This window comes from Flavobacterium longum (genome assembly GCF_965137575.1).
In the GTDB taxonomy this organism is placed as follows: domain Bacteria; phylum Bacteroidota; class Bacteroidia; order Flavobacteriales; family Flavobacteriaceae; genus Flavobacterium; species Flavobacterium longum.
In genome coordinates, this window is the sequence record NZ_CBCRZJ010000002.1 from 206447 (window position 1) to 221902 (window position 15456).

Consider the following 15456-nt stretch of genomic DNA (forward strand, 5'->3'; position numbering starts at 1 on the left):
CCGGACGCGTTTTCGTTTTAGGAATTTTGGAAGCCCGTCAGTCTGTATCCAACGCATTTTGGAACACCTCAAAGAATTGTCCGACATGGAAACCGTCCATCAGGCCATGGTGTACGTGTACGGATACTGGAAATGTTTTGCGCCCGGTGCGGTCTGTTGTGACCTTTCCGATGGAAATTTTCGGGCAGCTGTCTGGGAAAGAAAAACTTCTGGCGTGCGAAAGTGAAGTGAAGTCAATCCAAGGCAATGCGGAAAAATGGATGATGTTATCGTTGTCGAAAGAGCGCGTGAATAGCCCTGGCGTTCTGTTGACCCGTTCAATTTCTGTTTTGGCGATTTCTGTAAAAGCCTGAAGCGATGGTGTAAAAGTAAACAGCGAGAAAGCGAACGACCCGTCTTCCCGGCTGATGGTCGGCGAGGCGTCAATTTGGTCCCATACCTCAATCTGGTCACCCATAATCCGGTAACGAAAAGGGGTTACTTGATTGACGGCGAGCAGGACTTTGTGCAGGTAAAAAACAAAGAAAGGAACGTTGTGTTTTTTCGACGCAGCATAGGCTTTGGTGCAGTCCACCGAAACAGTAACGCCAAAAAAAGGCTCTTCGAATTTCCTGAAGAAATGAAAGTGTTCTTTTCGTGACCAATTTTCTATGTCGAGAAAATGTTTCAACGGAACAGGCTCATTATTTCAGATATACGTCCAAAATCCCGAAAGTTCGGATGTTCCACTTTGTGGTCAATCCTTTCGTGCGCCCAGGTTGTATGAAACGGGATGTGGATTGCGTGTCCGCCAATACCCAGTACTGGCAGCACATCAGATTTAAGCGAATTGCCGATCATCAAGAATTGAGACGGTTGGATGTCCAGTCGTTTTACAAGGTCGGCATAGTCTTTTTCTTGCTTGTCAGACATCACTTCGATGTGATGGAAAAAACGACCCAAACCGGAATTGTGCAGCTTTCGGCGTTGGTCCAGCAAATCGCCTTTTGTGGCTACGACCAATTTATAATCTTGTTGCAACGTTTCCAGGGTCCGCTCGACATCGTCAATCAGTTCAATCGGTTTTTCCAAAAGTTCTTTGCCATACTGAATAATCTTTTCGACAATGTCCACACTGATGGTGTTGTTGGAAATCACAAGCGCGGCTTCAACCATAGACAAGATGTAGCCTTTTATGCCGTAGCCGTAGAGTTTTAAATTCGCAATTTCGGTCTTGAAAAGCTCTTGCGACAGCGAATGCCGCGACAGATAGGGCGCCATGAGTTCACAGAACTTTTCTTCGGTTTCCTGAAAATAGGGTTCATTCACCCAGAGCGTGTCGTCCGCGTCAAACCCGATGACTTTAATGTCCTGTAGCTTCATCAGTTAATTGTTTCGCCGTTGGCGGCGTCTTGGTCGGGGTTTACAAAAACAAGTTTCCCTTCCGGACTATTGGTCATCAAGATCATCCCTTGACTTTCTACACCCCGGAGATTTCTCGGTGCGAGGTTAACGAGAACCGTTACTTTTTTTCCGATCACTTCTTCAGGGGAAAAGCTTTCTGCAATACCCGAAACGATTGTACGTACGTCGAGGCCGGTGTCCACTTTCAACACTAAAAGTTTGTTGGCTTTCGGCATTTTTTCGGCTTCCAGAATGGTACCTACGCGCAGGTCCATTTTTGCAAAATCGTCGTATTGGATTAAGTCTTTCTGTGCGTCCACTTTTTTATTGTCGTTTTTGTTTGCGGATTTGGTTGCCTCAAGTTTGTCGGTTTGTTTTTGAATATCGCCATCTTCGATTTTAGTGAACAGCAATTCGGCGGCGCCCAACTGGGTTCCAGATGATAATATAGTTTGTGGTTTGGCTACCTCATTCCAATCGCTTACGCCTTTTGGACTAGGATGAATAGCCAGCATCTGACGCAAACGCCTAGAGGTGAAAGGCAAAAAAGGTTCGCACAATACCGCGAGTGCCGTGGCAATTTGCAACGCCACAAACATTTGCGTTTTCACGCGATCGGGGTTCTCCTTGACGAGCTTCCACGGTTCTTCGTCGGCAAGATATTTATTTCCGAGACGGGCAAGGTTCATCAGCTCACCGAGCGCCTCACGGAAACGATAGCGTTCGATAGAACTAGCAATTACGTCAGGATAGGCGCGCATTTCCGCTAACGTCTGTTCATCAATGTCATTAAATGTGTTGGGTTCAGGAACCACGCCGTCATAATACTTATGGGTAAGTACCGCAACGCGATTGATGAAGTTTCCGAAAATCGCGACCAGCTCATTGTTGTTGCGCGCTTGAAAATCTTTCCACGTAAAATCATTGTCCTTGGTCTCGGGTGCGTTGGCCGTCAGTACATAACGCAGAACATCCTGTTGCCCTGGAAAATCTTCCAAGTATTCGTGCAACCAAACCGCCCAGTTCTTGGAGGTGGAAAGTTTGTTGCCTTCGAGGTTTAAAAATTCATTGGCCGGGACATTGTCGGGCAAGATATAACTGCCTTCGGCTTTTAGCATGACGGGAAAAATGATGCAGTGGAACACAATATTGTCTTTCCCGATGAAATGAACAAGTTTGGTGTCGTCGCTTTTCCAGTAAGGCTCCCAGTCCTTGCCTTCGCGCTGTGCCCATTCTTTGGTTGAGGAGATATATCCGATGGGTGCATCAAACCAAACATATAGTTTTTTGCCCTCGGCGCCCGGCACCGGTACGTCAATGCCCCAGTCAAGATCGCGGGTAACGGCGCGTGGCTCGAGACCTCCGTCAATCCAAGACTTCACTTGCCCGTATACATTTGGCTTCCAGTCTTTGGCGTGGCCTTTTAAGATCCAGTCCCGCAGAAAATCGTCATAGCGGTTGAGTGGCAGAAACCAGTGTTTTGTCTCCCGGACTACGGGCGTTTCGCCAGATACGGTCGATTTTGGATTGATCAAATCGGTGGCGTTGAGTGTAGAGCCACAACTTTCGCATTGGTCGCCGTAGGCTTCAGGATTGCCACATTTTGGGCATGTTCCTGTAACAAAACGGTCTGCGAGGAATTGCTGGGCTTTTTCGTCATACAACTGCTCGGTAACTTCTTCGACGAAATTTCCTTCGTCGTACAATTTTTTGAAGAACGCCGAAGCCGTTTCATGGTGGATTTTAGCTGAAGTCCGCGAGTAGTTGTCGAATGAAATCCCGAAATCATCGAATGATTTTTTGATGATGCCGTTGTATTTATCGATCACTTCTTGCGGGGTAATGCCTTCCTTTTTGGCCTTCATGGAAATCGCCACGCCATGCTCGTCACTGCCACAGATAAACGCCACGTCTCGGCCCATCTGCCGAAGATAGCGGGCGTAAATATCAGACGGCACGTAAACGCCGGCGAGATGCCCAATGTGGATTGGCCCATTTGTGTAAGGCAGGGCCGCGGTGACCGTATATCTTTTCGGATGTTGCATAAAAATAAAATAGACGGCAAAAATACGACAAAGTTTTGAGTTTTTTGGCAGGAGAGATTCGACCCCGTTGCCTCCCATCTGACAAATCAGCACGGCGAAGATGCGGCTACGCGTGAGAGGTAGTACAGTGAATTCGCTCAAAGGGAGCCGGCTGTTGAAAACAAGTGGACATCTGCGGCAAAACCGTAAATCCGAAAGAGGGTTTTCGGTTATATTTGTTCAACTAAATACCCACGATGAAAGGCCTTAAATTTTTGTTGCTCGTTACATTTTTTTTCGGCTGTTTCAGTTTAAAAACGCAAGCCCAACGAAAAATGATTACACCTGAATACCTCAAGAAAGGCGATACGGTTGCTATTTTGGCGACCGCGAGAAAGATTGATGAATCCACACTTGAACCAGCAAAAGCACTTTTGGAAAGCTGGGGATTGCACGTGGTCATCGGGCGCAGCATCGGCAAAGAAGAAAACCAATTGGCCGGTCCGGATTGGCTCCGCGCCACTGATTTTCAGGACATGATCGATAACCCGTCGATAAAGGCGATTTGGGCTGCCAAAGGCGGATACGGCACGGTGAGAATCATCGATCGGATTGACTTTACGAAGTTCAGGATGAATCCGAAATGGGTCGTCGGATTCAGTGATGTTACGGTATTGCACAGCCACATTAACAACATGGGCATCGAAACCTTGCATGCAATGATGGCCGTCAGCGCTAAATCGGCCACGCCAGAAGCCAAGGAATCGCTTCGGCGGTCGTTGTTTGGTGAGCCACTCCAATATACCATCGCAGCCAACAAGCAAAATAGGAACGGAAAAGCGAGAGGCGAAATCGTCGGTGGAAACCTATCGGTACTGTACAGCATCATGGGGTCAAAATCACAAATTGATTTCAAGGGCAAAATCCTGTTCATCGAAGACTTGGACGAGTATCTGTATCACATCGATCGTATGATGATGAATCTCAAACGAAACGGATGGTTTGAAGGTGTCAAGGCGGTTGTTGTCGGCGGCATGACCGAGATGAACGACAACGACATTCCTTGGGGAAAGGATGCGCAGGAAATCATCCAAGACATCCTCAAGGATTACAAATTCCCAATTATATATGGCTTTCCTGCCGGCCACATCAAGGATAACCGCGCGATAATCTTAGGTAAAACAGTGTCTATCGACGCGAACAGCAACGAAGTCAAAATCACGTTTGAATAATCGGAACCCAAAATGGCCGAACACAATGATTTAGGGCGGCTCGGCGAAGAACTCGCGGCAGATTACCTCCGCAAAGAAGGGTACGATATTTTGGAAACGAATTGGGTTTTTGAAAAAGCCGAAATCGACATTCTCGCACTTAGGGAAAATGTGCTTTCGGTTGTTGAAGTTAAAACGCGTTCGGGTACAGATTTCGGCTTGCCGCAAGAATTTGTAAACACGAAAAAAATCCGATTGTTGGTCCGGGCCGTAAATGCATTCGTCACGAGTCGTGATATTGATGCGTCAGTACGTTTTGATATCGTTGGTGTACATAAGGTAAACAATGGTTTCAGGATTACACACATCACCGATGCGTTTTATTATTTTTAGGCGTTAAATCGTTCAACAATAGTTAATCATAAGCCGGTTTAAATCAAAATATTGCTACATTTGGCATCAAAAATTACAAACATTTAAAAATGAAAAGAATCCTTACCCTTTTGTTGCTTTTCACAAGTCTTGCAGTCGTTTCCCAACAGCGCAAAGTCGCCGGGAAAGTCGCAGCGGTTAAAGCAATGGGCGCTACCTTCCAACGTCTCGCCGTGCTGACCCCGACAAGCCTTCCGGCGGATGATGCAGTAAGTCGTGCGGTGACAAAATCGACGTTGGCACAAATCAACACCGCGTCTGTGAACGATATCGTCACTAGTCGTTACGAATACTTAGAGCTTGAAATACCATATTTGGGCGAGAGCATCATTGTCGAACTCTATCAGTCAGATCCATTCAACCAAGGTTTTCATCTCGATACCGATAAAGCAAAGGATATCAGCTACCGGCGTGGTGTTTATTACCGCGGTATTGTTAAAGGGGACGACGCGTCAGTGGTATCGTTCAACTTTTTCAACAACGAATTGAATGGGATTATTTCGGCGGATGGAATCGGCAACGTTGTGGTCGGGAAACTCCAAAAGCCAGGTAACACCTCAGATTATATTGTCTATTCCGATACTGACCTACGTGTAATGAGTGGTTTTAATTGTGCGTTCAAAGACGACGGGGCATCCCACGATGTCGATCCGAATGTTGGCCGCAACGCGCTCACCGACCGTTGCGTGACCATGTACTTTGAGGTAGATTACAATCTGTACGAGGAAAATGGAAGCGATACCACGCAGACGACCAATTGGATGACATCTGTATTTAACAACGTGCAGACACTTTACGAAAATGATGGCATCACGGTGTCACTGAAGTCAATTTACATCTGGACCGAACCCGACATTTACGAAGGCATAGGCGATTCGTCTGCCGACTACCTTTATCTTTTTGGCGACACGCGGCCGGTTTTTGACGGCGATGTAGGCCAGTTGGTGGGCATCGATCCGGGAGGCTTGGGCGGTGTCGCGGTGACGATCGATGGGTTGTGCAGCCAGAATAATTTCAGTTATTCCGATGTCAACCTCAGTTTTAGTACTGTGCCGACTTTTTCTTGGACGATACAAGTCGTTACCCACGAGTTCGGTCACTTGCTTGGTTCACGCCACACGCACGCTTGCGTTTGGAACGGGAACAACACTTCGATTGACGGTTGCGGTACCCAGGCAGGATATAATGAAGGGAGTTGCGCAGAAGGACCAATACCTAGTGCATCTGAAAAGGGTACGATTATGAGTTATTGCCACTTAATTGGCGGTGTTGGAATCGGTTTAAACAACGGATTTGGACCGCAGCCGGCAGCGGCTATCGTGAATACTGTAAACAGTTCGGGCTGTCTCAGCACAGACTGCATCAATACTTGTATTAATGCCGTTACCGATATCGCAGTAACTTTTCCAACGCAGACCTCAGCAACAATCACATGGAATGATCAGGGAAGCGCGGCCTCGTGGGAAGTAAGTGTGACCCCATTTACAAGTAACACAGACAATTGGGTCTCGGTTAGCACAAATTCCTATACCACACCAAACACGTTGTCCGTCAACACTTTTTACAATGTCAAAGTGCGTCCGATATGTGAGGCGTCCGAGTCTACGTCCAGAAGTTCCGTTTTTGCAACGCCGACGAATTGGTGTAACGGAGTGGTTATCACGGATACAGGCGGCGTAAATAACGATTACACTAACAATCAGCGTTACATACGTGTATTGATCCCGAACCTTCCGCAGAAGAAAATCAAGTTGGCTTTTACCCAATTTAACCTTGAGTTAGACTATGACTATCTGACGGTTTATAACGGAATTGGGACGGAAGACGTAATGATTGGATCCTTCACTGGAACTGATATCATTAGCCCAATCGAATCTTTCTCCAATGACGGCGCACTGACTTTGGATTTCTTCTCGGACCAAGGCGTTGTGGAAAGCGGCTACGCGGCCAACGTAACCTGTCTGCAGAGTCTCGGCGGCGACCAACTCGGCAACGTCATTGACTTTACATATTATCCGAACCCAACCAACGGCGCGGTTAACATCGAGTCGAACACCGAAATGGAAGACATCAAAGTCTATAACATTCAAGGCCAGTTGTTGTATCAGAGCAAAAACAACGGTTTGATCAAAAAGGTCGATGTTTCTGCATTCTCAACCGGCACGTATTTCTTTAAGCTGAATTTTGTCGGCGGAAAAGAAGCCAACATCAAGATCGTAAAAGAGTAAAGAAAACAATCGAGCATGAGAGAAGCCGCCGAAAAGCGGCTTTTTTTATTGCTCCATCATTTGCATCACTTCCAATGCGCGGCGCACCGAACGAACGTTTTCGAAAGTGAGCATCAACCGCAAACCGTTGGCGGTTTGTTTCTCCTTGATGCGGCAAAGGTCTGCGTGTTTCTGGACGAATTCCAACAACTTGGTGAACCGATGCGATTGATAGAAATCCGATTGTTGGTCTGAAATGAAATACCCGATCAACTTGCCTTGTTTCATCACCAGTTTTTCGATGCCGAGCTTGGCCGCGATCCATTTGATGCGGATGCTGTTGAGCAGCGCCACAGCAGGTTTCGGCAGCGGTCCAAACCTGTCAATAAGTCGCTGTTCGTATTCCAATAGCGATTGTTCGTCCTTGATTAAACTGAGTTCGTTGTACAAAACCAGTCGTTCGGAAACCGTGTTGATGTATTCATCAGGGAACAGCAATTCAAAGTCACTGTCGATCTGCACGTCCTTGACGAACTCCGTTTCTTCGGTTTCCTCGGCGTGATAGAGGTCGCGGAATTCGTTCTCCTTCAATTCCTCTATGGCTTCGTTCATGATTTTCTGGTAGGTCTCAAACCCGATTTCGTTGATGAAACCACTCTGTTCGCCGCCCAGTAAATCTCCGGCACCGCGAATTTCCAAGTCTTTCATCGCGATGTTGAAACCGCTGCCCAGTTCAGAGAATTGCTCCAACGCGTGGATGCGTTTTCTCGCGTCGTCGGTCATGGCCGAATATGGCGGCGTGATGAAATAACAGAAAGCTTTTTTGTTGCTTCGGCCTACGCGACCACGCATCTGGTGCAAGTCCGAAAGCCCGAAATTATTGGCGTTGTTGATGAAGATCGTATTCGCATTCGGCACGTCCAGTCCGCTTTCGATAATGGTAGTCGCGACGAGCACGTCGAATTCTCCGTTCATGAAAGCCAACATCAATTCCTCGAGCTTTTTGCCGTCCATCTGGCCGTGCCCTACGCCAACGCGGGCATCGGGAACCAATCGCTGGATCATCCCTGCAATTTCCTTGATATTCTCGATCCGGTTGTTGATGAAAAACACCTGGCCGTTGCGTTGGATTTCGTAGGATATCGCATCGCGTATGGTTTCCTCGTTGAACCCGACAACGTGCGTCTCAATCGGGTAGCGGTTGGGCGGCGGCGTGGTGATGACCGACAAATCGCGCGCAGCCATCAGCGAGAATTGCAACGTCCTGGGAATCGGCGTCGCGGTCAAAGTGAGCGTATCCACGTTGGAAGCAATCGTCTTGAGTTTGTCCTTGACGTTCACGCCGAACTTCTGTTCCTCGTCCACAATCAGCAGGCCTAGATCCTTGAACTTGACATTTTTGTTGACGAGTTGGTGCGTCCCGATGACGATATCGAGTTTCCCGTCGGCCAAATCCTTGAGCGTTTCGGCCTTTTCCTTTGCCGTACGGAAGCGGTTCAAATACCCGATGGTCACGGGCATTTCCTTCAGCCGTTCAGAGAATGTCCGGAAATGCTGGTATGCCAGAATCGTCGTAGGAACCAGAATCGCCACTTGTTTGCCGTTGTCCACAGCCTTGAATGCCGCGCGTATTGCCACTTCGGTCTTTCCGAACCCGACGTCGCCGCATACCAATCGATCCATCGGGCGCTCGCTTTCCATGTCCGCTTTTACTTCTGCCGTGGCCTTGGTCTGGTCCGGGGTGTCTTCGTAAATGAACGACGATTCCAGTTCCAGTTGCAGGTAACTGTCCGGATGGTATTGGTAGCCTTTTTCAAGCCGTCGTTTTGCATACAGCTGAATCAGGTTGAATGCGATGTGTCGCACGCGCGCCTTTGTTTTCGCCTTGAGCGCTTTCCACGCGCCGGAACCCAGTTTGTAGATTTTCGGCGGCGCACCGTCTTTCCCGTTGTATTTCGAGATTTTATGGAGCGAATGGATGCTGACATACACGATGTCATTGTCGGCATACACGAGCTTGATGGCTTCCTGCATCTTGCCCTCGACCTCGATTTTCTGCAAGCCGCCAAATTTCCCGATGCCGTGGTCAATGTGCGTCACATAGTCGCCAACCTGCAGCGTATTGAGTTCCTTGAGCGTGATGGCCTGTTTTTTCGCATAGCCGTTCTTGATGCTGAACTTGTGGTAGCGCTCAAAAATCTGGTGGTCGGTATAACAGGCGATTCGGCTGTCCAGGTCGATGAAACCTTGGTACAACGGCAGCACGATCGTGTCATATTGCTTGCGGATGTCTTCGTGGTTTTCCTCATCCAACGATTGGAAAATGTCGTGGAACCGCTTGGCCTGCGTCTCGTTCGAACAACAAAGATAATTCCTGATGCCCGAGGCTTTGTTCTCGCTCAGATTGTTCAGGAGCAAATCGAATTGTTTGTTGAAAGAAGGCTGTGGCTGGATGTTGAACGTAATCGTTTCCTCAGGTGTGAAATAGGCTTTTGATCCGATTTCGGCGATGGCAAAACGGCTGGCTTCGCTCGTGAAATGGGTGCGGTCCAGAAACAATTCGCTGGGTTGTACGTGTTTGATGGTGGCTTCCAGCTTTTCGAAAGATTCCGACGCTTTCTCGAATAATTTGTCCAGTTGCGTCAGCAAAAGTTCGGTGTCTTTCAGGAAAATGACCGTGTCTTTGCTGATGTATTCCAGGAAACTTTCCCGTTTGTCGCGAAAGAATTTGTTCTCCACGTTCGGGATGATCGTGATTTTTTTCTGTTTTTCGACAGACAGCTGCGTCTCCACATCGAACGTCCGGATGGAATCCACCTCGTTACCGAAAAATTCGATACGGTAAGGGTTGTCGTTAGAAAAAGAAAACACGTCGATGATGCCGCCGCGCACCGAGAATTCGCCCGGTTCCGTAATGAAATCGACACGCCGGAACTCGTATTCGTGCAGCACTTCGTTGATGAAATCAATCGAAATCTGGTCGCCGACGGAAACCTTCAAGGTGTTTTTCTCGAGTTCTTTCCGGGTGATGACTTTCTCGAAAATGGCATCGACATAGGTGACGATGACGGCGGGTTTTTTCCGGGAATTGATGCGGTTCAGGACTTCGGCGCGCAAGAGGATGTTGGCGTTGTCTGTTTCTTCAAGCTGGTACGGACGCCGATACGAACCTGGATAAAACAACACATCGTTTTCGCCGATGAGCATTTCCAGGTCATTGAGGTAATAGGCGGCTTCTTCCTTGTCGTTGAACACCAGTAAAAACGGCAATTCGCACTGTCCGAAAACGGCTTTCACGGCAAACGACAGCGAAGAACCCAGCAATCCCTTGACGTGGGTTTTACTGTCGCGCCGCTGCAGTTTCGCGGCAAGTTGCCCGATTTTAGGATGGCGGTCGTATTGGCTGAAAATGGCGGCCTTGCTCAAACTTACTTCTTGATTAAATCCATCATCGCGGCACGGCGACGCATTTTGTCTTCCTTGGTCATGGGTTTGGGAGCGGCCTCGGGCGCAGGCGTGTTCGGGATGGCGCGCGCGGTGTCGAGCATGCGCAACATGTCGGCTTCTCCTTCTTCAATCGGGATTTGACTGCGCCGTACGATTTCGCCCATTTGGCTTTGCAGCGCCCGGATTTCGGTATTGATGTCGCCGATAAGCGCTACGACTTTTTGATCTGGAATGTCGCCCAAGTTGATGTAAAGATTCAGCGCGTTGATCTTGGTTTGCAGTACCGACACGCGGCTTTTGATTTCCGGACGATTGAACTGCCCTGGAACCGTGTTGGTGAGTTCGCCTGCTTTGGCGGACATCGTTTTGGCTTTGGTCCGGAACGCGCCGATCGTACTTTTAGGCTTCTGCGCCATTTCGTTCATCAGTACGCGCCATTCGTTCCAGGATTTGAACAACGTCGATGAGGTTTCGTTTACCGGCCCGGTGTTAAAATTCCAGGCTTGGCTCACGGTCTTGAACACGGCTTCCTGTTTTTTCAGGTCGCGCGCAATTTCGGCCTGGCGCTTCTCGTCGTCACTGCAGGAGAACAAGACCAGCGCTAAAAGCAGGAGCAACAATGGCGAACGCTTCATGGGAAAGTGGATTAACCTCGGGCGCAAAGTTACAAATCCGTTCGGGTAAATATGGAAATCCGCCTGACAATTATTTGTTAATCCGCGGTCGGAATTTGCGCTACGAAAACGTTATATTTGTGGCCCAAACAACACAACATGTCAACCAGAATCCTTATCATTGGCGCCTGCGGACAAATCGGGACCGAACTTACCCACAAACTCCGCAAAATCTACGGCGTCGAGAACGTCATCGCTTCAGACATCAGAAAACTCAACAACGACGTGGTAAATTCCGGACCGTTCGAAGTCGTGAATGCCCTTGATTACAACCAGATTCAACATCTGATTGAACAATATGACATCGATGAGGTGTATTTGATGGCCGCGCTCTTGTCTGCTACCGCTGAAAAAAACCCGGCGTTCGCGTGGGATCTGAACATGAATTCACTTTTCCATGTCTTGAATCTGGCCAAAGCGGGCAAGATCAAGAAGATTTTCTGGCCGTCGAGCATCGCCGTTTTCGGCCCGACGACACCAAAGCACAACACGCCGCAATACACCATCGCCGAGCCATCTACGGTTTATGGCATCAGCAAACAGGCCGGTGAACGTTGGTGCGAATATTACAACCATATTTTTGGGGTCGATGTACGCAGCATCCGTTATCCGGGCTTGATCAGTTGGACCACGCCACCCGGCGGCGGCACGACAGATTACGCCGTGGACATTTACCACAAAGCCCTAGAGGACGGCAAGTACGAATGTTTCCTTTCCGAAGAAACGGCGCTGCCGATGATGTACATGGACGACGCCATCCGCGCTACGATTGAAATCATGCAGGCGCCCGCCGAAAACATCAAGATCCGCTCGTCGTATAATTTGTCCGGCATCAGTTTCACGCCGAAGGAAATCGCAGCCGAAATCAAGAAACACATCCCGGATTTTGCAATCACTTACAAGCCGGATTTCCGCCAACAAATCGCCGACAGTTGGCCGGCAAGCATCGATGATTCGTCGGCGCGGAAAGACTGGGGTTGGAAGCACGAATTCGACCTGCAGGAAATGACCAAAGTGATGTTGGAAAACCTCTCGAAATAGTTACGGCTTTAGTTTTTTGAGCAAATCGTCGTCAAAGGCTTTCTTGAGTTTGATGACGGCGTCGACATTGTCATTCGGTACGGTCATCGACAGCACGTAATGCGCAATCCGCCATTGACCATTTACCTTTTTGAGTACGCCTGAGCCGCGGCAAATCTTCATCTGGGTGTCGAGCAATTCATCGAACCAAGCGAAATCCTTAGCAGGACTGAGATAGATATTTCGTTCGATGACCGTAAAGTTCCACGCCTTGCCTTTGTCGAAATACGGTTTCGCGAATGCCTTGAACGCGTCGAGTTGCCAGTTTTCGGTGGCGTCTGTCCCGATGAATACGGCATCGTCTGTCATCAGGGCGAAATATGGTTTGAACTGGGCTTCGGCGGCTGCTTTGTGCCACAAATCGAGCGTAGCTTTTATTGCGGCTTTATCTGGGTCAGGTTGTTGTGCGATGGCCGACGTAACGACAAGCAACAGGAGAACGAGTTTTTTCATGATTGGCTTTTCGTAAATGTACAAAAATCCTATTTCATCAGGTTGGCGATGCCCAAAGGTTCGTTCTTGATTTGCTCGAGACTTTCGCCGTGCTGTGACAAATCGAGCCCTTTTTGCTCGGATTCGGCCGAAACCCGTAACGGAATAATGGCGTTGGTCAATTTGAAGAGTACGAGCGCGCCAAAAAAAGTAAACACCGAAACCACGACGAGCGCGGTCAAATGGTGCGCAAAAACCAGCCAGCCGCCGTGTAGCAGACTGGCGTTTTCACCGTGCGCAAAAATGGCCGTCAGGATCATGCCCATGATGCCGCCCACGCCGTGGCAGGCGAAAACGTCGAGCGTGTCGTCGATTTTCTTCATGAATGGCGCGTACAGGACTAGGTTGGAAACAATAGCGGTGCTGAACCCGAAGAACATGCTTTCGGGGATGGAAACGTATCCGGCTGCCGGCGTGATGGCCACCAACCCGACGACGGCGCCCACGCAGGCACCAAGCGCCGAGGCTTTTCTCCCGTTGAGTTTGTCAAAAAACAACCAAGCCAGCATGGCGGCCGCCGAAGCCGTTGTGGTCGTTGCGAATGCCATTGCAGCCGTGCCGTTCGCGGCCAATGCAGAGCCCGCGTTGAACCCGAACCAGCCAAACCAGAGCATGCCGGTTCCGAGCAATACAAAAGGGATGTTCGTGGGAATGTGGTTGGCATTCTTGCGCTTGCCCAAGACCAATACACCGGCCAATGCCGCGAAACCTGCGCTCATGTGTACAACGGTTCCGCCCGCAAAATCCTTGACGCCGAAGTAGCTGCCAAGAAATCCTGTCGGGTACCAAACCCAGTGGCAAAGTGGCGCGTAAATGAAAATCGTGAACAAGCAAATGAACAGCAAAAACGAAATGAACCGGACGCGCTCGGCGAATGAACCCGTAATGATGGCTGGCGTGATGACGGCGAACTTCATCTGGAATAACGCGAAGAGCAAGAACGGAATTGTAGGCGCGAGTTGCTTGTGCGGCAGCAGCCCGACGTTGTCCATGAAAGTGAATGTACCCGGATTGCCGAAGAAACTATAAAAACCTTCCGTCAGATTCACGCCAACAGGTTCGCCGAAAGCCAAGCTAAACGCGACAGTCACCCAAAGCAAAGTGACGACACCCAAACAGATAAAGCTTTGCAACATGGTCGAGATGACGTTCTTTTTGCCGACCATGCCGCCGTAAAAAAAGGACAGGCCAGGCGTCATAAACAACACCATAGAAGACGCCGTAAGAATCCAAGCGACGTCGCCACCGTTGATGGTATCGGAAGCGTTGAACATCGCAAGGTCGATTGTGCTGGGCGTCCAAAAAACACCCATGATGGAGATTATCGCTAAAAAGGTAAATGCAACAGCCCATCGCTTCTCTTTTTTAATGATTTTCGTTGTCATACCCTATTATTTCGGACTAAAATAGCGAATGAAAGTCATTAATTTATGCTCAAAGGCTTAAAAAAATAGGGGTGGAGTTGATTTTTGTAAAAAATAAATTCCGAAAACGTTTTCTGTGCAGAATGCCGTAATGAAAAAAGACGATTCAGACGAAGAATGCAAATCAATAAATTGATATTGAGCCGTTTGCTTAGGTTGCATGATTCCTGATCCAGGAAATCAACTGCACAAAATGTTGCTTTTCGAAAGATTTGACGGGGAAGATAATTTCTTTCTCGTCGGTAGCGATGTGGAATTTATAGCCATTGTCCGGAAGGAGAAGCGCCGCGCGGGTAATCGTAACCCAGTTTCCGAATTTCTTTTTCGAAAGGTATATTTTCCTGATTTTTTTGATGGGCACGCTGCAAGCATTCTTCCGATAGAAAATATCGACCCTTTGATCGTGGATGTGGAAGTAAGGATTTTCCGGAATGGCGTTGCGGATGTTCATCATTTGACAATTAAGAAGCGGTGCATTCTTTATTTTTGGACTGTCAAAGTAAGGCTTTTTCCGTACCAAACGCGTTACACGATTGTCAGCGGAATTTTCAATCCCATCGTGGCAATTCTGTAAAATGCACGTGACGACTGTCTGAGAAAGAGTTTGGACAATCCCAAATTGTGGGTTGAAGTCCTAAAATCTCAATCCATCAGACTGGTTACAAGTCTGCATGCGAGTAAGAACCCACTATGGAATAACATTTTGGAAAGGTCATTTCATAGCTGTCGAACACACGTCCGTGATAGGCTTATGCAGCATTTTTCATACTACATCTCGAGTTCTTTGCCTTTTTCAAAGAAATTGACATAGAAAAATTCTTCCGGGTTCAGCCCTAAATCCATGAACGCGGACTGTATTTTCGCCAAACGCTCTTCTTCCCGACTCGCGTCAGTTAGGCCCAAAAATGCCTTGAACTCAGTCAGGTTCGAAAACCGAAAGCTCAATTTGGTGTTCAATGAATATGGTGTAATCTTGAAATCTACAGGTTTTCCAGCGGCGTCTTCGGCCGAAGCCTGAAGTCCGGCCTCTTGCAATGCACGTGCGATTGCGTTGAAATTTTCTTCCATAGGTTTAGTTGTTT

The 15456-nt window shown here is 48.4% G+C and carries 13 protein-coding genes; 4 read left to right on the plus strand and 9 right to left on the minus strand.

Annotated elements, in window-relative coordinates; all coding sequences use genetic code 11:
• Window positions 1-37: 37 nt before the first annotated feature.
• From ACM9J1_RS03955 to metG, 3 genes are read right to left on the minus strand one after another with little or no spacing between them, the layout of a single operon-like run.
• Window positions 38-670 (minus strand): CatA-like O-acetyltransferase, encoded by a 633-nt coding sequence (locus ACM9J1_RS03955; protein WP_415580640.1) that lies wholly within the window; start codon window positions 668-670, stop codon window positions 38-40.
• Entirely contained in the window at window positions 667-1362 is a 696-nt protein-coding gene (locus tag ACM9J1_RS03960; RefSeq protein WP_415580641.1) for an HAD family hydrolase, read from the minus strand. The genes ACM9J1_RS03955 and ACM9J1_RS03960 overlap by 4 nt, the downstream gene beginning before the upstream one ends.
• Complete coding sequence (gene metG / locus ACM9J1_RS03965; protein WP_415580642.1) at window positions 1362-3428, minus strand: methionine--tRNA ligase; 2067 nt, start codon at window positions 3426-3428, stop codon at window positions 1362-1364. The genes ACM9J1_RS03960 and metG overlap by 1 nt, the downstream gene beginning before the upstream one ends.
• Window positions 3429-3742: 314 nt before the next feature.
• On the opposite strand from metG, the gene ACM9J1_RS03970 reads away from it, so the two are divergent.
• From ACM9J1_RS03970 to ACM9J1_RS03980, 3 genes are all read left to right on the plus strand, one after another.
• The gene (locus ACM9J1_RS03970) at window positions 3743-4639 is read left to right on the plus strand and encodes a S66 peptidase family protein (RefSeq protein ID WP_415580643.1); all 897 of its coding nucleotides are present in this window, start codon (window positions 3743-3745) and stop codon (window positions 4637-4639) included.
• Between the two features lie 12 nt (window positions 4640-4651).
• On the plus strand, window positions 4652-5011 hold the full coding sequence (locus ACM9J1_RS03975) for a YraN family protein (protein ID WP_415580644.1): 360 nt from the start codon (window positions 4652-4654) through the stop codon (window positions 5009-5011).
• An 89-nt stretch (window positions 5012-5100) separates the two neighbouring features.
• On the plus strand, window positions 5101-7278 hold the full coding sequence (locus ACM9J1_RS03980; RefSeq protein ID WP_415580645.1) for a M12 family metallo-peptidase: 2178 nt from the start codon (window positions 5101-5103) through the stop codon (window positions 7276-7278).
• Window positions 7279-7323: 45 nt separating this feature from the next.
• On the opposite strand, the gene mfd is transcribed toward ACM9J1_RS03980, so the two are convergent.
• Window positions 7324-10683, minus strand: coding sequence for a transcription-repair coupling factor (gene mfd / locus ACM9J1_RS03985; RefSeq protein ID WP_415580646.1), 3360 nt, complete (start codon window positions 10681-10683; stop codon window positions 7324-7326).
• 2 nt (window positions 10684-10685) lie between these two features.
• Window positions 10686-11339 (minus strand): hypothetical protein, encoded by a 654-nt coding sequence (locus ACM9J1_RS03990; protein WP_415580647.1) that lies wholly within the window; start codon window positions 11337-11339, stop codon window positions 10686-10688.
• A 138-nt stretch (window positions 11340-11477) separates the two neighbouring features.
• On the opposite strand from ACM9J1_RS03990, the gene ACM9J1_RS03995 reads away from it, so the two are divergent.
• Complete coding sequence (locus ACM9J1_RS03995; RefSeq protein WP_415580648.1) at window positions 11478-12419, plus strand: L-threonine 3-dehydrogenase; 942 nt, start codon at window positions 11478-11480, stop codon at window positions 12417-12419.
• On the opposite strand, the gene ACM9J1_RS04000 is transcribed toward ACM9J1_RS03995, so the two are convergent.
• The 4 genes from ACM9J1_RS04000 to ACM9J1_RS04015 form a co-directional block, all read right to left on the minus strand.
• Window positions 12420-12911, minus strand: a complete 492-nt coding sequence (locus ACM9J1_RS04000) for a nuclear transport factor 2 family protein (protein ID WP_415580649.1) — start codon at window positions 12909-12911, stop codon at window positions 12420-12422.
• 29 nt (window positions 12912-12940) lie between these two features.
• Complete coding sequence (locus ACM9J1_RS04005) at window positions 12941-14263, minus strand: ammonium transporter (RefSeq protein WP_415580997.1); 1323 nt, start codon at window positions 14261-14263, stop codon at window positions 12941-12943.
• A 262-nt stretch (window positions 14264-14525) separates the two neighbouring features.
• Entirely contained in the window at window positions 14526-14825 is a 300-nt protein-coding gene (locus tag ACM9J1_RS04010) for a hypothetical protein (RefSeq protein WP_415580650.1), read from the minus strand.
• Window positions 14826-15142: 317 nt separating this feature from the next.
• Window positions 15143-15442, minus strand: coding sequence for a hypothetical protein (locus tag ACM9J1_RS04015; RefSeq protein WP_415580651.1), 300 nt, complete (start codon window positions 15440-15442; stop codon window positions 15143-15145).
• Between the last annotated feature and the right edge of the window lie 14 nt (window positions 15443-15456).